Origin of the sequence: Nostoc favosum CHAB5714 (assembly GCF_020829495.1) — a bacterium.
Taxonomy (GTDB): domain Bacteria; phylum Cyanobacteriota; class Cyanobacteriia; order Cyanobacteriales; family Nostocaceae; genus Nostoc; species Nostoc favosum.
This window is the reverse complement of the sequence record NZ_JAIVFQ010000023.1, coordinates 1-19,978: the sequence shown is the minus strand read 5'-3', so window position 1 is coordinate 19,978 and position 19,978 is coordinate 1. Positions and strand designations below refer to the sequence as shown.

The following is a 19,978-nucleotide window of genomic DNA, read 5'->3' as shown; positions in this document are numbered from 1 at the left end:
CCCCCACTGAACGAAGTTCAGTGGTCTTCAATCAGTGGTGGGTTCAAGCCCCAAAAGAATTGCAATTTTGAATTGATAATTTTGAATTTTGAATTGTTTTGACCTTGCATTGTTAACCTGGCAAATAAAACATTAGCGAAATAGCTGGTGGGTATATCAACCGTGCTTTTAATTAGCAATAGAAATCACTCCGATCAAGTACCACTTCACCGTAACCTGGCACCCAGGCAACCCAGGTCACTGGGGATTCCTGGCAGAGCAACTTGGCTTCCTCAAAAGCATAGTCACTGGGTGGTTGGAGCAACTTTACCTAGGTATCTCGGTTGTACGTGATGTGGCAGACGGGGTTCCAACCTGAAGTGATCTGGTTTGCCAGAGTCGGGGCGGTCGAATTAACCGAAACTGTTTGATGGGACATAGGCTTTCTGTGTCTGTAATCTATTAAAACTTGCAAGCATTACTCTCTTCAACTAGACCAGAAAGAGTAAAATAAATAATTTCTGTATCTATATTTACAAAATTGGGGGTAAATAGCTCAATCACCTTGAATAAATTAACAAATCCTGACATAAGAGATAATAAATCCTGATTTATTGCTTCTGATGCTGTTCAAAATTCTGGTTATCCTGCATACTCTGGAAGCTACCATCTGGACGGGTGGGCATTTGCTGCTTGCCGTTAAGTCCTATACTGGCAGTCAGTAACAAATAATTTACTGCTAGCAGAAACATAAATTTGTGACTGATAACAAACCAACCGATTACGCCGCAATTATCCGTGCCGCCAACCAAACTGTTCCAGAACCCCCGGAATGGCTAAGTGCAGGTAAATACGTTTACTCGCCGGAATATGGAGTTGGCGAGGTAATGGCAGTATTAGGAAAACGGTTGATTGTTAAGTTCGTTGAAGAGGTTAAGCCAACTCAATTTGGGGATTGGGAAGAAGCGATCGCTTTGGGATCAATTAAAACAAGTAACGCCAACTTAGTTTCTTCCACAACATTCCTTGAAGAGAACAACGCCGCAATCACAACAACTGCGGAGCAGATTCAACAAATCCCCCAGGTAGTATTTCAGTCTTTTTGACAGTTGTGAAGGAGGGAATGGGGCAGCAGAAGCTATTTTCTCCGACTTCACAAAATTTGCTGCTGTATCTTATGCTTTAGCAGCCGAATGTGATTGTGAAACTGGTTGTCCAAGATGCTTACATTCAACGGCTTGTCCACAGCATAATGAACCATTGCATAAAGATGTGGGTTTGTTTTTACTGGATGCAATTAGCCCTTAGCGGTGCAGAATACCGAAAACCCATATTGAACTAGGCACAAAGCTTCTTGAATTCTCTTTGCTTAAATAATACCAACCTCATCAGTTTCCGTATAATACATGGGAACTCTCTACAAGAACCGGGATCACCCTTGGTATGTTGAAAGCAATCGCACTAACGACCTCTATGAAAAATCTAGCTCTACTATCTGCTACAGCCCTCACTACCACGTTTGGCTTAGTTTTTGGAACAATGCAAACCGCCTCTGCTTTAGATTGGAACTGGAATTATTCTGGTACTGGTATAGAAGCGAACGGAACTTTCACTACTAATGACACCCCTAACGAATTAGGTTATTACTTAATTTCTGGAATTACTGGGATACGTAATGGTGAAACAATTACTGGTTTACAACCCGCAGGGACTCCAATCCCAGGAAACGAACCTTTTAATGTTGATAATTTAATTAGTCTTAATAGTCAACAGTTAACGGGTGATGGTTTTGGTTATTCCACATCAGCAGGAAACTTTGTGAGTCCTTTTTTTGCTACTTTCTTGCCGACACCGGGTTATTTAGAGGTTTTTTCTGCACCACCGTTGACACCAGGTTTTGAAAATTTGGGAACAGAAGATAGTGAATTACCCATTAGGTTTTCTGCAACTATAATCAGTGTCCCTGAACCCACATCTATTGTGAGTTTACTTGCTCTCGGCACTTTTAGCACACATTTAGTATTGAAACGTAAAAAGCTATCTAAATTAACTGATAATAAGCTCGAAAAAGTTTCCTAAAACCATCAGCGAACGCAGAAAAGATGGCAATAAGTTAACACAAGCAACCTTAAGGAATACTTGTCAAAGCTAAATATGGGCATAAACTGGCGTACAGTCCAGAATTTTCTCAAATAATTCCTGCCAATACTGTTTAGCAACTTCTGGTTTGTTTTCTAACCCCTTGAGAATCGAAGTACCTGAACCGAATGGCACGAAGATTCATGTGAAACCTTGTCAGGGCATGGTGTAGGCTGAGTGTGTTTCAGACAATTGAATGCGAGTGCATCAAGGAGTTCAACATCTTCTTAATTCCCCAATACCTGCAACCCCACATTCTTTCATCTAGGAATACCAGGGATTTAGGCATCACCATGCCATTCGGCCATGCCCATAGAAAGCTATCTCAATCAATCATTGGAGGTAAATGAAGTTTCAGACTATGCAGCAGGTTGTTCTAAATTAAGCTTGACAACTTTGTTCTTTTCTTGCTCAGTTTTTGGCAGTGTCAGATTCAAGATACCGTCTTTATAATCTGCGGTGACATTGGTATTTTGAATCCGAGCAGATAGAGGAATTACACGTTTGAACTTACCGTAGTAGAATTCACTTTTTGTAGTGCCATTGTTTTCGGTTTGAGTTTGGGACTTGCGCTCACCACTGATGTGAACAGCATCTTGGGTGACTTGAATATCTAAGTCTTTAGTTTCAAGTCCTAGCAGTTCTAGTTTGAGATGAATCGCATCATCAGTGTCTTGCAACTCAGCAGTCGGAACTCTGATAAAGCCTTTTTCAAGCCGTGCAGATAGTACTCTGGTATCTCCAAATAAGCCGTTGATGTGACGTTCTAAAGCGTTCAATTATTGCCAGGGGTTGTAACGAACTACTGTCATAACTCTTTCTCAGAAAAATTCAGTTCTTGTTTAATTGGTTTTTGCACTTGGTTGTGTGCTTATGTATTTATAATAAGTATGGTTAAAACTAGTGTAAATTCGGCTATCACCAAGTAATTGATGATTACCGTACAAAATTAAGCAGTAAAAAAGATTACGGTTTACTCGAATTTTGAGGTTCGGTAAACCCGAATAATAACTATTAATACCAATAATAATCAACTAATTATTCTGCTGTTGAAGGGGATAGTGCAGTCAGGCGTTGCTTATATTTCCAAAACAACAATCACACTCGCTTTACTCGCTTCGCCGTCGCACTATTCAATAAGTATTTCGATTTAGTCATCGGGAAACTGCCAAGATGAAATACTTTCTACATCTTTGCTACTGCATTGAATACAAGTAACATCAAATGCTGAATCCATCCACTCATAATCGCAAGCACGACAATGACAAAAAATATTATTACGGTTGGCATCTTTTATACCCTGATGCCATTGATATAGTTGGTCAGGATTTTGAAAAGGTAAATTATCAGACATTTTAATCACCACTAAACACCCTACTTAAACGGCTGCCCCCACCGCTCCCAATTTTCCTTGTTGAACGGCGATCGCCACTTCTGAATCATTGCCTGTTCTAAAGTTTGCCGTGTGCGTCGGTCTACCGGAGCATCCCACCAAAAACCAATATTAACCGCCGTCTCTATCTGATAGCGATAATGTAAGTCTCGGTAACTGCTGATGTAATCTTTACCTAGCGTGGCAAAACTTACTAGAGAAGAGTAGAAATCCTGTAATCTTGACCTTGTAGCGAAATAATGGTGCAAAAACTTGGCAAGAAAAAGTCTAAAACCAGAGGCAACATCGTTTGAAGTATTCGATTGTGTTCAAAAAAAATGCCCTTCGTGCGGTCAAGCAATGTGGAATGAATATAATAATCCTCGACATATAAGAACATTAAATGGGGTAGTAGAACTACAGCTAAAAATTCGTCGATGTCAAAATAAGTCATGTCTGCGGTACAAAAAAGCATATCGACCAGAGCAAGAAGGTTCCCTAGCTCTACCACAAAACGAATTTGGTTTGGATGTGATTGCTTATATAGGAGCATTACGCTACCAGGAACATAGAAGTGTTCCCCAAATACACACTCACCTTGAATTAAAGGGTATATGTATAAGTCAACGAACGGTCACGCACCTAATTGACAGATATGATGAGTTACTTTCTTTGTGGCTAAAAGACCATAAAAGGTTAAAAGCAATATTTAAAAATCAAGGACGGGTGATATTAGCTATTGATGGGATGCAGCCCGAAATTGGACATGAGGTATTATGGGTAATTCGAGATTGCTTATCAGGAGAAATAATACTAGCTAAAACCTTATTATCATCAAGGAATGAAGATTTAGCGGCATTATTATTAGAAGTAACTAATACCCTAAATGTACCAATTGATGGAGTTGTTAGTGATGGACAACAATCAATTCGCAAAGCTGTTGGGTTAGCATTACCTAGTATTGCTCATGGTTTATGTCATTACCATTACCTGAAAGAAGCAATTAAACCCATATATGAGGCGGATAGACATGCAAAAAAGGAATTGAAAAAAAAAGTTAGAGGATTACGAGACATTGAACGTAGTGTTGTCAATGAAGATAAGGATTTGGCAACTATTATTGAAGATTATTGCTCGGCAGTGCGTAGTTCTATAACCAATGATGGTCATCCACCGTTAGAGGCATCTGGATTAAAGTTACAAGAAAATTTGACGTTGATAGAGCAAAGCTTAGAGCGGATGGAAAAAAAAGTGCTTTACCACCACCTTTAGTCAACCTAAAACACCTGATAGCTAAGGGGTTATCTGCAACGGCATCTTTATTTTCACCTGTTAGAGTTGCATATCAGTGGGTTGATAAAGCTAGTAATATTCTCAATAATAAAATAGGTCTTGATGCTGGTTAAGTCAAACAAAGTTATCAGCAACTGTTAACAGAAATGTCCCAACAAAAGCAGAAAGCTGGGACACTTAATACCGCAATCGATAACTTTATAAAAACCACTCATAACTACTGGTCTGGACTTTTTCATTGTTATGAAATTGAAGATTTTCCCAGAACTAATAATGACTTAGAACATGCTTTTGGTATGCTACGTCATCATCAACGTCGTTGTACCGGTCGTAAGGTTGCCCCCTCATCCCTCGTTATTCGTGGTTCTGTCAAACTTGCCTGTGCGATAGCTACTAAGCTTCATTCTTTTACCGCATCTGATTTAGCACAAGTTGATATTCATACTTGGCTCGAATTACGCTCTCAATTGCAAAAACATCACAAAGCCAGAATTGAACAATATCGATTTCGCAGAGACCCCAAGGGTTACTTGGCTAATTTAGAGAGTCGTCTTCTCTAGTAAGTTTTACCACACTAGGATAAATTAACTTTTATTTCCTCTCCTCTAAATGTTTGTAATAATTACTATAAATACTATAGGACTAATATTTGATTTCTGAAAAAACTAGAAATGGTAGTATCTGGTGGAGGAGTTACCAATTCTCCAAAACTCAGAGCTAAATTAGCAGCTTGTACGCGATGATTACTGATCAGCAGTGTTGTTAGTGCTGTGGCAGACAGGAGTATTAACTTTATCCGTTTCATTGCCATAGTTTCTACAAAAGCAATAGTTAAAGTTATTTCGTAACAAGCTCTAAAGCACAGATTAAGTTTTGCCGCTCTAAATAATCATGATTGTAACTTTGATTTCTAACTTCGATAATACACTTATCAGCTTGATAAATCAAGTATTATGCCGTATTTTTACTTATAAAATTAAAATTAAATATACATCATAGTAAGATCAGAAAAGAAATGATTTATCTTTTGATCCGATTGAATTTTTATTCGGACATTTTAACCTTACTGAAAACCTTAACTTTTCATACGTGCAAGTTATTCTTTGCTCTCAAGTTTCCTGTTTCATAACTGCGACCTTGCAACAATCGCCTCATGTGACCATTTTTCAGCGTTGGTGACAGGCACGGCGGAACTTTCACCCTCGTGATCCGCTTTCATTTCTACACCTGAAACTGAATTTTCAACTAACAACGAAGTGGGATTACCCTGTTCTACCTGCCCCTGTGTTTGATTAGCGATCGCAGAATTTAAAGAAAATTCATTTTTAGCGACGGACGCGGCGGAAAAAGTGCCTTCATGACAGTCCCTCTGTTGAACGCCACAGTCCTGGTTTTCAGCCAACAACAAAGCAGATTCACCCTGTACACCATCTACAAGCGCCAGCGTCGTGCAGTCCATTGCCATAGGCAAGTCTTTCTCCTTCTCTGACACGCCTCGAACAATCCGAGGCGACGCGACCTCCAAGGGAGCGATCGCCGTTTCCCCCTCACGCGAATTTCCTGTAAGCGTGTCAGAGACACAGTTCACGAACTCAAATGATGAGTTCGTGAACTGTTCTTGAGCAGTTCGTGAGGTTTCCTGAAACCCTTGCTCTGTATGATTTTCACCTGAAATAGATGCTTTATACAAAGCACCCATTTCTTCACAGCCAGCATCTTTCTCTGAATCCCCAGCATTTGGTTCTTGTTTTTCAGCATTGGCTTTTTCCCAAAATTCCTTCATCCGGCTACCATGCAAATTCTTCACCATCCAGCTAGCCGTTTCCCTGCCATCTTGAATCGACTTGTCGGGTTTGAAAATGAACAGACCACTGTCAGAGAGAATTTTCTTCGCAGAGATAAAAGTACTGTACCCCAAAGCAGGAGTCAAAGGCATCCACCGAGAACCATAAGGATCAGCCGTCCAGCACTCCTGCCATAGCTGATTAATGGAGGGTTTTTGCTGGGAAGCCCACAACATATCTTCAATTGGAATAATCACATGAAGTCTTTTGTATGGTGACTGTGGTTTAGTGGCAGCAGCCTTTTTGGGCTTGGGTCTTGTAATAGTTGTGGTCATTTTACAATCTCCTGTTTATGTTGACGCACGGAAATTTCCCTCGCTGCGATGCGGGGCTTGGTTTGATATTTATCGGTCTAAAAAGTTATCAGTACATTTAGCAGTACAACTAGCTACATTGTTATAATCGTGCTGTTGTCTACCGTTTGCGGCGGAGGCACTTTTCATAGGGTGATTGCACAGTTTTTAACTAAGCAATCGCTCTAATCAACAACTTCACCTACTTTTTTTCCGGTTGCCAGAATCGCAACTCATCTCGGAAATACCTATCAGTTTTTTTCGATTGCTCCTTCCAACAATCCCAGGCCACCACCAGTTCTTCTCCCAAATCCTCTACCACCTCACCCCTCTCTACATACAAAGTGCGGTAGGGGTCAGCATGAGACACGATAGAACCAACACTAATGGTGTCTGGTTGAGAGGATGCATTCTGGAGGGCAGCAATTAAATTAGTCTCTTGGGTAGTCAATTCCGCCCAATAGTCTTGTTTGATTACCTCATACTCTTGGGCAACATTCCAAAACTCCTGCCAAGTACACCCAGGCTGTGCAAGCACCCGCCGAATATCACTAACTGCTTGGGGCAACATTTCCAATTGCTCGGCTCGATATGCGATCGCAACTGGTGTAGGTTCACTCCCCAGAATGATTGCCGCAGCTTCCAAGGCTTGGGTGTTGTTCATCGCACTGGCAAGGTTTTTCAACGCCATACCCATCAGCCGCAGACATTCTTGGGCATTTTCTTTGGGTGGTTCTTGGGCTAGCGATCGCAGGTCAATGGTTTTCTCTAATGCCTGTTTTACCTGCTTGTTCAACGCTTTGGTCGCTTGCTGGGTCATGGTATTTCCCCACTGTTGAGAAGGGCGCTGCTCAACCGCGTTTTCCAAATCTTGAATACGCTGCTTGAGTTGCTGATTCTCAGCCTCCAGCTTTCTCAACCCCTCCATTTCATCCAGCCGTTGCTGTAACTGGATGTTTTGTTCTTTCTGCTGCTTGTACAGGTTTTGCAAAGATTGGATTTGCTCATGTACCTGGGCTTCAGCTTTAGCAGTGGCTTCTGACTGTAGCCCAATTCTCAATTCTTGTTGTAAGCGCTCTAACTCAAGCTTGTGTTGCTCTTTGAGTGCAGCGATCGCCTCAGAGTATTGTGGTGGATAACTTGGCTCTGTAGGGAATGGGACACTGTGGGCATCTAAATCAGCATTGTTGATCAACAACCTCTCCCCATCAGCAAAGGTGACAATCTGCTGCCAGTGATTTGGAGCCGAAGCCTCAATGGTTCCCTCTTCTCCATACCTTGGATGTGACTGTTGTGAAACTGTGACAATGGCTTTTTGAGGAACCACTGGTTCCTGAATTTTGGGAACCATTGGTTCCTGAATAGATTGCTTTTTGCGTGGAAGTTGAGGAACCACAATATTTGCAGCAGCTGCAAAGTCTGATTCACCAGGGGAGGGGTTATCTTTCAGAGCCAGAGATACAGCAGCTTTAAGCTTTTCTGGTTCCTTGACTAAGCGAAGTAAAGGACGAGCCTGACGCTCGTTTTTAATATGTCCCCCCAATTCGCCAACTGTGTCTATGACCTTTTTGCCTCCTAGCAGTTGGTTGATTCGTCGGTATCCACCCCAGGCGTATAATTCACGCTGGCAGTATTCTGAAAAGTTTTTATATCCAGCTTGCAGGTAAAGCTGCTGTTCTCTCATCTGGAGGATTTCATCTAGCGCTTGCCATTCAAATCGGTCGATGGCGGTAAAGGTTTCCTGGATGCTGGTGTTGAGATTGCTGTAATCGAGTGTGCATAGTGCAGAAAGATTTGATATTGTTTGTGTAGTCATGAACTTACAAAATGGTTCGTGAAACTACCCTCCCCAGCGATTGTTTTCGACGCACGCGCTGGGGGGTTTTATTTTGTCATGACATTTAGACTAACATAGTATGTACGAGATGAATTACAAAAAACTAAACCCGCCTAATTGTCGGCGGGCTTTTCTTTGATGCTGTCTAAAATACGATCGCGCATTTGCCTGAGAGACTCGTTTTCCTCTCTCAGGCGGCCAATTCCCCCAAGAGTTGCTGCTTGAGTAAAGCAATCTCACCTCCGAGTTCTTTCTTCAGTTCTGCTTTGAGTTCTTCTCTTAGCCCCTTTCTTAGCTCTTCTAACTCATCATTTCGGGCTAGTACTCCCAAGTAACTGTCAATCAAATCCAAAAGTACCTCAGAGGCGTTTTTCCCCTCCTCCTTGACTTTATTCATAAAAGCTTCTTTCTTGTCAGTGCTAATTCGTACCATTATTCGATTGTCTGCACTCATATATTATCCCTATTAATACATTCACCATCCTCAAGCTATCAGTCTCCTCAAGTCATGACAAGTGTACTAACAATATAGCCTTGTGACTGCAATTTCTTAACTGTTTTTGTTAACACAAGTGTATTGACAATGTGCATCAAATTGTTTATACTTAGTTTAGACACAAAAACAAAAGACGACCGCCCCAGTCTCGCAAACCAAGCGATCGCCCTTTGACCCTTTACAGGAATCTATATTATGACGCAATCCGTTTGCACACATCAAGCACCTTCAAGCTTTAAGCTTAATCAAATAGTCACATTTGCAGATGCTCCTTCCAAAGATGAGCAAGCCCTCGCCCAAGCAGAACTGTACAGCCACCTCGAAACTCAAGCCGAAGCTGTAGCCCCAACCCAAGACCCTCTGACATCTCGCGATCGCCGCATCATTGGCGAGATTATTCAGGTGAAACCCGAATCAGTTCGCACCATCTGGATCGAAGGCGGAATCACAGTATGGGTGCAGTTTGTGGAAGGCGGACGATTAGCCTTTGACCGGGACTGGTTCACAAAAAGAGTTGCAGAAGTGAAAGCGACTCTACCAGAAACCCCACGGGAACGGAATCGGCGACTGGAAACTGAACTCAAAGATGCAAGACTCTTTTCGGTTTGTACCACGGGGAAATTGATTATTTGGTATTCGGCACGAAAGTCTACCGAAATAGGCATTTTGTAGGCAACGTTTGGTGTGACGGACAAGAGTGGTATTCCAACCCCAGGAAGTATGGTTTGGATCGGGTTGCTCAAACGGCAGTTGGAGCGATAGCACTTTTAGGAGTTCGACCAGCAGTAGCTTAGTTGTTGCAAGTGAGAAAGGCGATTGCACACCAAAAGAATCGCAATCGCCAACGAGGTTAATCTCGAATAAACACAATCATGACACAAAGTACAGCAAGTAACCCTGCACTTCTTGATCCGGGTTTAGGTGACTGCCTAGAAAAAATTCTCTTACCTCCAACCGACCCCAACGCAGAGGTCATGAGAATTTCTGGCTACAAACTGGTTTACGTTAATGGAGCTTGCCCCAGAAATTATCGAGTATACAAAGCTGATTCAATGATTGGGGTGATATTTCAGCATATTACCCACTGGTCTAACGGTGTGGATTCTCTTCGATACGCCGAGCCGGTTGATGCAGCAGTTGGGTTGGATGAATTTATGAAGGTGGCAAGGATATCAAAAGCAACTACAGAACAGCAACCCTCAGAAGAAGAGTTATTGGATAAAGAATTTGATTCGCTGACAATTGAGGATTGGGAGCGGTTAAAGAGATACATTCCACAAGTGAAAGGTTTGGTTGCAGTGTGAGGAAACGGGTGGGCAGGAAGACCCACCTATGTAGGAAGGAGCAAACTTAAATTTTATCCAAATAGAACAACATAACTCATCGAATATACCAATGTCACCCATAGAAATCCTACAAGAATTCAACTCGTGCTACTTGAAGATTCAGGTAATCGCCCAAAACGAAAATTGGCTTTTGCTGATTGCTGATAAAAAGATTGACCCAGAAGCTGCAACTCATGTAGGCGATGTTCTCCATTACTTGGGTGAGGCAATGGGGTGTGTAGAAGAAATCGTTGAGGTCAAGTTTAATCAGGAGACAGAGTAATGAAACTCTATGCAACAAGTATTCCTCCAGCTTTGCCAACTTGGGCAACTGTTATATCGAATAATGCAGGTTTGATTGAAGTTGAAATCAATGATGAATCCCCTGACTTTCATTCAATCATTGAAGAATTCTCTACTGAAATTGAACCGGGAATTGTTGGTGTAAAGGCTGAGGAGCTATGTAATCAACTCAGCATTGAAATGGTTGATACTAGCGAAGAAAATTGACAACCAAAATTTAGTAAACCCAAACAAAATGAAATTCACCACTGTATCTGTTAGTTACTCCAGAAAATTCAATCTTGGTGATTACGAATCACTAGAAGTAGGCTGCTCTCTCTGGGCGCAAGTCGAAGATGGGGAAGACGCTGATGGAGTGACACAATTTCTCTATCTGCAAGCCAAAGCTTCAGTTAAACTTGCCGCAATGCCTGTTTTGAAAGCTTCAGAGTTTCAGATAAATAAAGCTAAGTCTAGCAAAAAAGTATCTGGTGATATTAATGAAAGTGATTGGTAAAGTGAGAGGAGGCAGACAATGCAAGAACTGATCAAAGCTTTAATCAAGGCAAAGGCAGAGTTTAATCCGATTCAAAAAGACGGGACTAATCCTCACTACAAGCGCAAATATGCAACCTTAGATGCTGTATTAGATGCTGTCACTCCTGCGCTTGGTAAACATGGATTAGTAATAATTCAAACCACCGAAATCTTTGAAGGTAAAACCGTGCTACGGACTCATATTTTTCATGAATCTGGGGAGAGTATCACCAGCACATATCCTTTGCCTGAGATTAGTGATTCCCAGAAATTGGGTGCAGCTTTGACCTACGCGCGTCGTTATGCAGTCTGTGCAATTTTATCAGTTACAGCAGATGAAGATGATGATGCTGAAGGCGCTGGTACTCCTAAAAAAACTGAGCAACCGCAGAATAATATTAGACCTCGCAAAGAGAATCAACAGTACAGAATTCAGCCAACAAAACAAGCTGTAACTCCGCCATCAATCAACCCAAAAGATTTGCGAGTCAAAGAAGTTCGCACACTTTTAAATTATCCGTTGGACTTGGTGAAAGAATGGCTGCATTCTCGAAATGTTACGAGTCCGAGTGAGCTTGATTCTCTTCAGATTGACGAATTAGTAAAGACCATGTGTTTGGCTTGGGCTGGTAATAAGTTTAGACACCCGAATCATGCTGTTAACTCTTATCAGAAGCATGTAGTTGACGCTGTAGCGCGAGGGGTAGATGAAACAACAGCAATCAGCGACTGGATGGAGGGAGCGCTTGCACAATTGCCTGAACTGAATTGAAGCAATCATATCTTCTCATAACACCAATAGGAAAAATATCATGCCGAAGAAAAAATCCACTTACCCCGCCCCTGCTGACCATTCCTCATTGTGCCTACAGTATCTCCGCCGTTGCGGTGGCAGCGCTCGATTATGCACTATAAATTTTAGTCTGGGGGTGATTCAAACGTTAGTTAATCGTAAGCTGGTAAAAGTGACAAATACAGGTGCAGGATTTTTTGTGGAGTTAGACGAAGCAAAATGAAAACCCATAAAATGACTCATAAATCATCTTTGCCTTCAAACACTTGTAATAAATTAGTTCTTCGTCGGACTCGAAAAAGATTTAGCCCCAAAATTTTTATCGATCGCACCATAGAAACAACTGCAATTGTCTCTGTGCTGATTACTGGGTTTTCGGGAGTTGGAGCAATGGGGTGCTGGGGAATGGAGATTATCGAGACTAATAATCCCAACATAATCATCTCTGGTTGGCAGCAACAGAAAAATATTTGCCTGGGTGCAATGCTGGTAAGCTTTTCCGCTTTCTTGGGCAGTTCTCTAGTCGGAGCAAGTTTCAGTATTCAACGAGATAAATTTTAGGGAGAGAAACAGTAATGGAAATCAAGTTAACCACATCAGAGATTCGGACTATCTTGCAAGGTTGTCAATATACGTTGCAGCTTGTGGGGAGCAGTAAGGATTATCGCAGGCTTCAGTCGTCCTCCTTCCTTTTCTACATCAAATGATGTGGTGCTAAATGATGCGTTCAATGTTTTAGAAGAAATAGTGGATGCAATTGATGGTGTACAACAGGCAACTCAACAGTAAACAGAAAGAATTTAAATTAAGAGGAGAAAAAAATGACATTAACTTTAGATAACCAGTCTCAAATCAGAGAATCTTCCTTAACTCAAGCATTACGGCAAATACAGCAGTTGAATTCCAAGATTCAGGAGTTAGAGCAACAGCATCAAGATTACGTGCGTTCGCAACAGAATTTGATTCCAGCCATCGCCGAAATCTGTGTTTCTCCAATGCAGGAAATAGAGGCGCTGCGAATTCTGATTTATCGGGGAGAAGCAGCTTGTCGGCGGTACTTGCGCTCGGTGCTTGTCAAACAAAGAGAAGGCTTCTTGAAGATATGAATTCAGGAGTCAGGTGACATCTAAAAGTCTGTTTCAATAAACTTTTTAGGTGAAGCTCGCGCATTCTTGAAAAAAAGGCTGTTTAAAGTTGAGAGGCAACAGGATATGATAGTACATATATATTACTGCATCTCACTAAAGACAATTTATCAAACAGAATTCAGGAGTCAGGAGTCAGAATTCATTCTGAATTCTGACCGAAAAAGCGGATGAATAACCGGCGTTTTTGCACCCCCACAAAACAAGAAAATTTGGTGGTCAACAATAAAGTCGCGGGTCTGAATCCCCGACTAATAGCGCCGGCGGCAAGCGAGTCAGACGCTCAAGGATTCGCTTGCCGCCGGCGCTATCGAGCGTCTTGATTCTGACTTCTGAATTCTTCTTCAATTCCAGTAATTTGAAAAATGATTAAAATTTATGACTCGATTTATTCATGACCAATTTGCGAAGGATTATTTGGAAGAATTACTGAAACCTTATGGAGAAGTGCAAGCTCCAAGTCGTGTAGCAGGAGAAGTTCGACAAATTGATGTTTTATTTTCTCCTTCAGTAGGACAAAACACTAATTTAGAAGTTTTAGGGCTTCTAGGAAGGTTTGCAGAAACACCCGCAATATTAGAACCATATCGAAATGCTGCATCAAGTGATGAAATTTGTGATTGTCTGTTAAAACTTTTAGAAGTCAGGGGTAGATTACAACGAGAAGCAAACCGAAATGAGACTTTTGTTCAAGAGTCAGAAATTCCTAAACTATGGATTTTGACTCCCACTGCATCTGCAAACTTATTATCTAGTTTTAGGGCAATACCAACAAATGATTGGTTGCCGGGAGTACATTTTCTGGCAGATGCTCTCAGGACAGCTATCGTCGCTATCCATCAGCTACCAGTTATTCCTGAAACTTTGTGGTTAAGAATACTGGGTAGAGGGAAAGTACAAGGGCAAGCAATTGATGAGCTACAAGTAATGCCAGCAAATCATCCCTTTCGGAAAGCAACGCTAGAATTAGTCTACAATCTCCGCCAGAATTTAAGAGTCAATCAAAATTTAGAACCAGATGATCAGGAGTTAATTATGCGATTGGAACCACTTTATCAGCAAGACCGTGAAAGAGCTGTACAGGAAGGACAGACACAAGGAATCAAGCAAGGGGAACAGCGTTTAGTTATACGATTATTAAATCGCCGCTTTGGTGAGATAGACTTATCATTAATTGAACGTGTTCAAGAATTACCTGTTGAACAAATAGAAGGTTTGGCAGAGGCATTATTAGATTTCTCGTCCTTGACTGATTTAGAAACTTGGTTAAACCAACAATAAGGATAAAACCAATTCGCAATGGCCAACTCTTGGAGACGCTAAAAGCGAACGCCCCTCTGCGAATTGGTTTAACCTTTTTCCTAAACCAAATTCTGAGTTCAAAATGCAAAACCCGAGCAGTATTGGAATCTGATTTGATTATGTAATTTTTTTCACAACCGTTTTGCTCTATTTATCTATCTAAGTTTTATCCAAGTATGGAGCAAAAATATATGATATATATATTTTCAGCAAAATGCCCCCAGTGGTTACAACACCGGAGGACTACTCCCACCATAGACTTTACCTAAAGTAGGAGCGATCGCATCATGACACAAAAGATTGGCATTGAACCAATGCATCCAAAAGAATTCAAAAAAATTTATGATGTCCCAATATATTTGATGCATAAACTCACTGGATATCCAGAGCAAACGATTACTCATTGGTTGGCAGATGAAAGGAGCTCAAGATATCAAAAACCAAAACCTGCTGTTCTTAACCATTTTGGAGCTATCCATAAAATATTATCAGCTAACTAATGTCAGGGTGACATAAAAACGTCACACAGACACTACCCGTCCTTGCACGGGTTTTTTATTATTAAATTATCGATGTCAATTCACAGCCAAATAACAGACTACAAACTGTCAGAGTTAAATCAATACGGTTGAAGCTAGTGCCTAAATTTGGTAGGTCTTAATTAAAAATCTATTAACTACTATTTAGCAATGGACTAATGATGAAGGAGTGGAGAAATAGACTGTTTGATTCCCAAAAACGAGAAACCGATTCACATCTAATTGAATTACCGCTATCTGTGGCCGAGGGAACGCGGATTTTGGGAATATGTCATCGCACTTGGAAACGATGGCATGAATTAGCAATGTCTGTACCTGAATATAAACAGCAGCATATAGAAATGGTTGAAAAAATATCTGACGCTAATTCAGCACCACCTATAGTTCGCTATCAGGTTTGGGTAACAGGAAAGATCGGTGAAATTTTCACTAATCTACCTCATGGCATTACTAAAAAATGGATAGTTCAAGACTGCTTACAAAAGACTCTCAAAGAGTTCACTGTTGAACAATATCAACGAGAGCAGTCACAAGTTCCTAAGTCTGAATAAATACATAGAGTCTTAGTACAGTAAAAAGGAGAAGAGGGATTTATTGCTCTAAAAAAGTGAACTGCTGATTTTTTAACTCTTACAGGCTACTACATCGACAACATAAGCAAAAATAGCTTTTCGCCCTCAATGACAAACTACATTTGTTCTGCCGACTTTTCTTGAAAAGAGCTGAAATAGCCGCCTAGTAACCCCATCACAAATCATCAATTGGAGTAATACTAGAATAATACAAGTCTCAAATAGTTACAGCATAAGAATTCGGCAAAACGTTAGCAAATAAAATGAACCAAGTTTAGCTTCCAGACCCCGGATTTTCATACACACTTTTTTCAATGGGGGAGCAAGTGTAGTACCAATCAAATAGCTACAAGTGTCCATATATACGGAGAAGAGATAATGTGTACAGGAAAGAGACTCATACAAAAACAACTCTTGATGGTGCAACTGAAACAATAGAAAGAGAAGAAAGAAATTCGTCTGGTTTGTTAGAATTTTGTGCAGCTATCATCACAATTACTCTTTCAATAATTACAGCCACGTTAGTTTTACAAACTTTAAACCATGACAGTAGTACTAGAGGATTGGATAAGCCAATCAATCAATCTCAAAACTCAATGTGAAAAGATACGGGGAGCAACTATAAGTGACCGCACTTGGCGCAATTGGGAGCGCCTTGCTGGTGCAGTTTATCCGCAGGGAAAGAAGGTGAGCGATCGCTCATACACATCGGAACAATCACAGTTGTTGTTGTGCTTGGCGTGGTATCGCAAGGGAGCGCCCCGTGAGAAAATCACATATCGGAGTTTAAGAAACTACTGGCAAAGTAACGAGTACAAAGTAGAAGAGGTATTTAATGCTTTTTGTGAAACAATAAATTCTCCCCAAGATAAACAACCCGACATACCAGCCCCTAAACTCATAGCGTTATCAAGCGTGAAAAGGTCATGTGACGAAATTATGAACCGTTGCATTTCTAGAAATTGTTGGGCTTCATGGAAACAGTTTTTGGGGATACCGAAGTATGAACGTTATGTCGAAGAGGGTAAGGCATCAATACTGGTGTATATGGCCTGTTGGCGGCATGATCACCCAACCCAAAGGTTTCCAAGCATTCGGGAACTAATGGTGATGATGAGAACTTGGACACGACGAGCAATGAATTTGGAGACAGCTTCAAGTTCTAAGATGTGGCACGCTTGGCGGATGCGGGGATGTATAGGACGCGACTTACCGAAATATCTAGCGGCTTATGGTTATAAGGTTTCACCCCGGACTCTATATAAGTGGGGAGGATTCAGTAAACGAAGGCACTACTCGGTTTCGGAATTATCAAATTGGACTAAATTAGCGCAAAAGAAATATGGCACGTAAAAGTACAGACTTAACAGTCCCCTCCACAGAATCCGCATCAATAGAGCCTCAAACAAGAAGCATAGTCAGAGGTAAGAATGAACAAACTATTTCTGTGACCACAGCCTTTGCCGTTGTACTTGAGAGTTTAGAGATTGCTTTTGATGATGATTTGCGACTAGCGATTTTTGAGCGGCTAGTACGTGATCACAAACTAATTCAATCTCAGGCATCAGAGGAGTTACAAATTGCCCAAGCAATGGAGCAAACTCGCCTTGAGGCTATGGAAAAGGCTAGAGAGCAGGGGAAACAAATTGCAAGATCCCAAATGGCAGAGAAGAAAAAGAAACAATTGGCTCTTATTCAAAAGCAGTTCATTGATGTGGAACTCTCACAGTTATTAGATAGTTGTGACTACCTGGGGTATGAAGCCATGAAACAGACTGTTAATACTTTTGCCAATCGTGTTGGTGTTTCATTAGAGTGGAGGGATTTGGAAGATGGACGATTCGAGTGCATACCCTACATCGCCTGAAGTTCAAGATTTTATTAATTCAGTAAATAAGGGGCGAGGATTTACTGACATTACCAAAATCATTAGTGAGGAAGTACAACGCCAACTCGAAAACCAACTGGTGGAATTCGAGCAAGCGATCGCACAATCGAACCTGGCTGCAATAGAGGTGATGTCCCAGGAATTGCAGAGGATAAAGGAGGAATCAGCGACACTAAGTGGAGTGATGGAGAGATTAACTAAAGCCGTCGCTCCTGACATTCCTTTCTCCGAAGATGAAGTTGTCAGTTTTCAACAAGCGATTAACAATCTAGAAAAGTACGGCAGTATTATCCCATCTAGTGCTGATATTGCTGCTGCCCGGTTGAGACTACAAAACAACCATGCTTGGTCGTTGGTTTGGCAGTCTGTCGCCAAAATGCTCATTAAAAAATTGGAGAAAAAGTTTTGCAAACAGCCCACTTCCACCGCGCCTACTGGTGCTACGAAAAGGACTTAGGAATCGCCAAGATTCATTATCAGCCACTAGGAATACTCGCACTGTTATTTGAAAACGGGATACCTCAAGTTAATGTCAATTTCCTAGACAAGAAAGAATTCTCTTATTACTGGCAGAAGTACAAAAAAGCCGGAGTCACTTTGAATCTAGGAGTACAAATTGACCGTGATGTTGAACTAACTAGGGTAATTGAGAAGGAGAATGTTTTTAAGTTTCCTGAGATTAATCTGGAAATCAAGCTAGAGAATAATGTACGCTTCTTCCGTCCTCTAAATGCTGAGTGGCAAGAATTTGAAGATGATGTGTTTGTAGAGTATCAACCTTGTAATTCATTAATTGATGTTAGATAATCATGGTCAAACCAACAACCTCAAAACCAGAACCAGCAAAAAATACTGGGCTAAACCTTTCAGACTTAAACGGCGACATCAGCAAAGCCCTAATCCCAAGAGATTCTCATTTTGGTTTGGATTCCGCGATTTGGGAAAATGCCCAACGCATTGCTGATATGTTGCCTGTTAATTTCAAGGTATTTGGCGACCTCACCGAAGAAGACGTAGCTTCCGCCCTTGAAAAAGCCAAGGGTGCAGAGTTCCAAGCTAAAAACTGGGCAGAATATTCAACAGCTATTAGTCGCTACCTCAAATCCTTTTACAAGGTAACAGAAAAGCAGGCTGAAGTTAGTGAGAATGTAGGCGAGTCCAGAGTCGCTCATGCTGAACTGGAAAAAAACCTCTCCACTAATCTAGCCAATCTGGAGTCGAAATTCCGAGAGATAGTTGGTGGAAGTCGTTCATCTATTGCATCAGCACAGGACGATTTAGGAATCAGCCTGGGGCGAATTGCGTCACAGTATTCAGAAACACTTGCTAAAAAGCAAGCGAAGCTGACGGCTGAAACTACTAAGAAAGAGCCTACACCCTATGAAGAACAAACTACATCTTTGGTTGATAAATTCCGTCAACTGAGGGAAGCGCGTTATTCTGGTACTCCACTTGGAATTACACAGCGTATTAAATCAGCAAACAGCTAACAGGAGGGAACAATGTCACAAGTCTGCAAACTCCTGATCTGGATATGCGGCTTTTTAATTGCTAGTGCAGCAGCACAATTAATTAGTCTACTGCCCTGGTCTTTCCTAGTTATTGGTGTGGCATCAGTAATTACTTATACCTTGGGTAAAGCTGATAACTCCATGCTCTTACAAATCATCGCTGTTGGGTTAACTTTTGGGTGGTGCAAATGCTATTTCATTGGCTAAAAATTGGGGGTAGCGGGTTAGCGGCTCTAGTCTTAACTTCTTGTGTTAATCCCAAGGACTTAAAGTTTTTCATCTCTGGTAATATTAGTGCGATCGCGCTTGCTTCTTTTGCTGGTGTTGAACTGCGAAAACTAGAAAAATTCTACTCGGACAAAGAGCGCGAAGAAGATATGCTTGCTGCCATGAAAGATACTCAAGCCGAGGAGCAATTGCAATTCCTCTCCTCTGCTGCCGAAAGGAAACGCTCTTTTGAAGAGGCGGATAAGCAAACCGAAAGACAACTCAAACTCTTGCAACAAACAGCACCGTTATTCAGCGATGTTCTTAATGTTACCGGACGCAACGGTGCTGTCGAACGCATGGCTTTAGGTATGTTGCAAAATGGAGAATCTCTGGGGAACGTGTTGTTAGCTACCAGTGAAGCAGAAATGCAACTTGAAACTGCCAAACTCGCTGCTCAATTCAATACAAGACAATTAGAACTGCAAACACAATTGGGGGTAGATCTGGCGAAGCTGTCACCAAGTGCAAACTAAACCGTTTAGTTTAAAAACAGAGCATAACTATATACGTTTTTCTTTGAGTCAGGTGATCATTATCGCTTCTTGTGCGATCGTGTTAAGA

Annotated in this window: 32 protein-coding genes and 1 pseudogene; 24 read left to right on the top strand and 9 right to left on the bottom strand. The window is 41.3% G+C overall.

Annotated features, from left to right (window positions below; translation table 11 throughout):
* Positions 1 to 590 precede the first annotated feature (590 nt).
* Complete coding sequence (locus tag LC586_RS16950; protein ID WP_229485933.1) at positions 591 to 731, bottom strand: hypothetical protein; 141 nt, start codon at positions 729 to 731, stop codon at positions 591 to 593.
* 6 nt (positions 732 to 737) lie between these two features.
* Here LC586_RS16950 and LC586_RS16945 point away from each other — a divergent pair, with 6 nt between their 5' ends.
* The 3 genes from LC586_RS16945 (at position 738) to LC586_RS16940 (ending at position 2,058) form a co-directional block, all read left to right on the top strand.
* Complete coding sequence (locus LC586_RS16945) at positions 738 to 1,085, top strand: hypothetical protein (RefSeq protein WP_229485932.1); 348 nt, start codon at positions 738 to 740, stop codon at positions 1,083 to 1,085.
* Positions 1,086 to 1,119: 34 nt separating this feature from the next.
* Positions 1,120 to 1,287: a hypothetical protein gene (locus tag LC586_RS41910; RefSeq protein ID WP_369010529.1), complete on the top strand. Its 168-nt coding sequence runs from the start codon at positions 1,120 to 1,122 to the stop codon at positions 1,285 to 1,287.
* 165 nt (positions 1,288 to 1,452) lie between these two features.
* Entirely contained in the window at positions 1,453 to 2,058 is a 606-nt protein-coding gene (locus LC586_RS16940; protein ID WP_229485931.1) for a PEP-CTERM sorting domain-containing protein, read from the top strand.
* Positions 2,059 to 2,127: 69 nt separating this feature from the next.
* On the opposite strand, the gene LC586_RS40680 is transcribed toward LC586_RS16940, so the two are convergent.
* The 4 genes from LC586_RS40680 to LC586_RS16925 all read right to left on the bottom strand — a co-directional run bounded on the left by LC586_RS40680 (position 2,128) and on the right by LC586_RS16925 (position 3,759).
* The gene (locus LC586_RS40680; protein WP_267921690.1) at positions 2,128 to 2,253 is read right to left on the bottom strand and encodes a hypothetical protein; all 126 of its coding nucleotides are present in this window, start codon (positions 2,251 to 2,253) and stop codon (positions 2,128 to 2,130) included.
* 224 nt (positions 2,254 to 2,477) lie between these two features.
* Complete coding sequence (locus tag LC586_RS16935; protein ID WP_229485930.1) at positions 2,478 to 2,897, bottom strand: Hsp20/alpha crystallin family protein; 420 nt, start codon at positions 2,895 to 2,897, stop codon at positions 2,478 to 2,480.
* Positions 2,898 to 3,268: 371 nt separating this feature from the next.
* Positions 3,269 to 3,472, bottom strand: a complete 204-nt coding sequence (locus LC586_RS16930) for a hydrogenase maturation nickel metallochaperone HypA (RefSeq protein WP_229485929.1) — start codon at positions 3,470 to 3,472, stop codon at positions 3,269 to 3,271.
* A 20-nt stretch (positions 3,473 to 3,492) separates the two neighbouring features.
* Positions 3,493 to 3,759 (bottom strand): hypothetical protein, encoded by a 267-nt coding sequence (locus LC586_RS16925; protein ID WP_306423259.1) that lies wholly within the window; start codon positions 3,757 to 3,759, stop codon positions 3,493 to 3,495.
* A gap of 91 nt (positions 3,760 to 3,850) precedes the next feature.
* Between LC586_RS16925 and LC586_RS16920 the strand changes: the two are divergent.
* A pseudogene (locus LC586_RS16920) lies at positions 3,851 to 5,343 on the top strand (ISNCY family transposase).
* A gap of 74 nt (positions 5,344 to 5,417) precedes the next feature.
* On the opposite strand, the gene LC586_RS16915 reads toward LC586_RS16920, so the two are convergent.
* From LC586_RS16915 to LC586_RS16900, 4 genes are all read right to left on the bottom strand, one after another.
* Positions 5,418 to 5,588, bottom strand: coding sequence for a hypothetical protein (locus LC586_RS16915; RefSeq protein WP_229485928.1), 171 nt, complete (start codon positions 5,586 to 5,588; stop codon positions 5,418 to 5,420).
* A gap of 318 nt (positions 5,589 to 5,906) precedes the next feature.
* The gene (locus tag LC586_RS16910) at positions 5,907 to 6,902 is read right to left on the bottom strand and encodes a hypothetical protein (protein ID WP_229485927.1); all 996 of its coding nucleotides are present in this window, start codon (positions 6,900 to 6,902) and stop codon (positions 5,907 to 5,909) included.
* A 220-nt stretch (positions 6,903 to 7,122) separates the two neighbouring features.
* On the bottom strand, positions 7,123 to 8,736 hold the full coding sequence (locus tag LC586_RS16905) for a hypothetical protein (protein ID WP_229485926.1): 1,614 nt from the start codon (positions 8,734 to 8,736) through the stop codon (positions 7,123 to 7,125).
* A 211-nt stretch (positions 8,737 to 8,947) separates the two neighbouring features.
* Complete coding sequence (locus LC586_RS16900) at positions 8,948 to 9,211, bottom strand: hypothetical protein (protein ID WP_229485925.1); 264 nt, start codon at positions 9,209 to 9,211, stop codon at positions 8,948 to 8,950.
* A gap of 237 nt (positions 9,212 to 9,448) precedes the next feature.
* Here LC586_RS16900 and LC586_RS16895 point away from each other — a divergent pair, with 237 nt between their 5' ends.
* The 20 genes from LC586_RS16895 to LC586_RS16800 all read left to right on the top strand — a co-directional run bounded on the left by LC586_RS16895 (position 9,449) and on the right by LC586_RS16800 (position 19,890).
* A complete protein-coding gene (locus tag LC586_RS16895; RefSeq protein WP_229485924.1) occupies positions 9,449 to 9,925 on the top strand; it encodes a hypothetical protein in 477 nt (158 codons plus the stop codon).
* Between the two features lie 200 nt (positions 9,926 to 10,125).
* Positions 10,126 to 10,557 (top strand): hypothetical protein, encoded by a 432-nt coding sequence (locus LC586_RS16890; RefSeq protein ID WP_229485923.1) that lies wholly within the window; start codon positions 10,126 to 10,128, stop codon positions 10,555 to 10,557.
* 91 nt (positions 10,558 to 10,648) lie between these two features.
* Complete coding sequence (locus LC586_RS16885; RefSeq protein ID WP_229485922.1) at positions 10,649 to 10,861, top strand: hypothetical protein; 213 nt, start codon at positions 10,649 to 10,651, stop codon at positions 10,859 to 10,861.
* Positions 10,861 to 11,088: a hypothetical protein gene (locus LC586_RS16880; protein ID WP_229485921.1), complete on the top strand. Its 228-nt coding sequence runs from the start codon at positions 10,861 to 10,863 to the stop codon at positions 11,086 to 11,088. The genes LC586_RS16885 and LC586_RS16880 overlap by 1 nt, the downstream gene beginning before the upstream one ends.
* Positions 11,089 to 11,116: 28 nt before the next feature.
* Positions 11,117 to 11,377, top strand: coding sequence for a hypothetical protein (locus LC586_RS16875; protein WP_229485920.1), 261 nt, complete (start codon positions 11,117 to 11,119; stop codon positions 11,375 to 11,377).
* Between the two features lie 18 nt (positions 11,378 to 11,395).
* Positions 11,396 to 12,169, top strand: coding sequence for an ERF family protein (locus LC586_RS16870; protein WP_229485919.1), 774 nt, complete (start codon positions 11,396 to 11,398; stop codon positions 12,167 to 12,169).
* A 40-nt stretch (positions 12,170 to 12,209) separates the two neighbouring features.
* Positions 12,210 to 12,413 carry a hypothetical protein gene (locus tag LC586_RS16865; protein WP_229485918.1) on the top strand — a complete coding sequence of 68 codons (204 nt, stop codon included), beginning with the start codon at positions 12,210 to 12,212 and terminating at the stop codon, positions 12,411 to 12,413.
* Positions 12,410 to 12,751: a hypothetical protein gene (locus tag LC586_RS16860; protein ID WP_229485917.1), complete on the top strand. Its 342-nt coding sequence runs from the start codon at positions 12,410 to 12,412 to the stop codon at positions 12,749 to 12,751. Before LC586_RS16865 ends, LC586_RS16860 begins: the two co-directional genes overlap by 4 nt.
* Positions 12,752 to 12,832: 81 nt before the next feature.
* A complete protein-coding gene (locus LC586_RS16855; protein WP_229485916.1) occupies positions 12,833 to 12,979 on the top strand; it encodes a hypothetical protein in 147 nt (48 codons plus the stop codon).
* A 32-nt stretch (positions 12,980 to 13,011) separates the two neighbouring features.
* Entirely contained in the window at positions 13,012 to 13,296 is a 285-nt protein-coding gene (locus LC586_RS16850) for a hypothetical protein (protein WP_229485915.1), read from the top strand.
* 417 nt (positions 13,297 to 13,713) lie between these two features.
* Positions 13,714 to 14,616 carry a DUF4351 domain-containing protein gene (locus LC586_RS16845; RefSeq protein WP_229485914.1) on the top strand — a complete coding sequence of 301 codons (903 nt, stop codon included), beginning with the start codon at positions 13,714 to 13,716 and terminating at the stop codon, positions 14,614 to 14,616.
* Positions 14,617 to 14,924: 308 nt separating this feature from the next.
* The gene (locus tag LC586_RS16840; RefSeq protein WP_229485913.1) at positions 14,925 to 15,137 is read left to right on the top strand and encodes a hypothetical protein; all 213 of its coding nucleotides are present in this window, start codon (positions 14,925 to 14,927) and stop codon (positions 15,135 to 15,137) included.
* Positions 15,138 to 15,334: 197 nt separating this feature from the next.
* A complete protein-coding gene (locus tag LC586_RS16835; protein WP_229485912.1) occupies positions 15,335 to 15,727 on the top strand; it encodes a hypothetical protein in 393 nt (130 codons plus the stop codon).
* A 564-nt stretch (positions 15,728 to 16,291) separates the two neighbouring features.
* Entirely contained in the window at positions 16,292 to 17,101 is an 810-nt protein-coding gene (locus tag LC586_RS16830) for a hypothetical protein (RefSeq protein WP_229485911.1), read from the top strand.
* Positions 17,091 to 17,615, top strand: a complete 525-nt coding sequence (locus LC586_RS16825; RefSeq protein ID WP_229485910.1) for a hypothetical protein — start codon at positions 17,091 to 17,093, stop codon at positions 17,613 to 17,615. The genes LC586_RS16830 and LC586_RS16825 overlap by 11 nt, the downstream gene beginning before the upstream one ends.
* Positions 17,581 to 18,093 (top strand): hypothetical protein, encoded by a 513-nt coding sequence (locus LC586_RS16820; protein ID WP_229485909.1) that lies wholly within the window; start codon positions 17,581 to 17,583, stop codon positions 18,091 to 18,093. The genes LC586_RS16825 and LC586_RS16820 overlap by 35 nt, the downstream gene beginning before the upstream one ends.
* Entirely contained in the window at positions 18,042 to 18,443 is a 402-nt protein-coding gene (locus LC586_RS16815) for a hypothetical protein (RefSeq protein WP_229485908.1), read from the top strand. The genes LC586_RS16820 and LC586_RS16815 overlap by 52 nt, the downstream gene beginning before the upstream one ends.
* A gap of 2 nt (positions 18,444 to 18,445) precedes the next feature.
* Complete coding sequence (locus LC586_RS16810) at positions 18,446 to 19,126, top strand: hypothetical protein (protein WP_229485907.1); 681 nt, start codon at positions 18,446 to 18,448, stop codon at positions 19,124 to 19,126.
* A gap of 12 nt (positions 19,127 to 19,138) precedes the next feature.
* A complete protein-coding gene (locus LC586_RS16805; RefSeq protein WP_229485906.1) occupies positions 19,139 to 19,354 on the top strand; it encodes a hypothetical protein in 216 nt (71 codons plus the stop codon).
* Positions 19,336 to 19,890, top strand: a complete 555-nt coding sequence (locus tag LC586_RS16800; RefSeq protein WP_229485905.1) for a hypothetical protein — start codon at positions 19,336 to 19,338, stop codon at positions 19,888 to 19,890. Before LC586_RS16805 ends, LC586_RS16800 begins: the two co-directional genes overlap by 19 nt.
* Positions 19,891 to 19,978 lie beyond the last annotated feature (88 nt).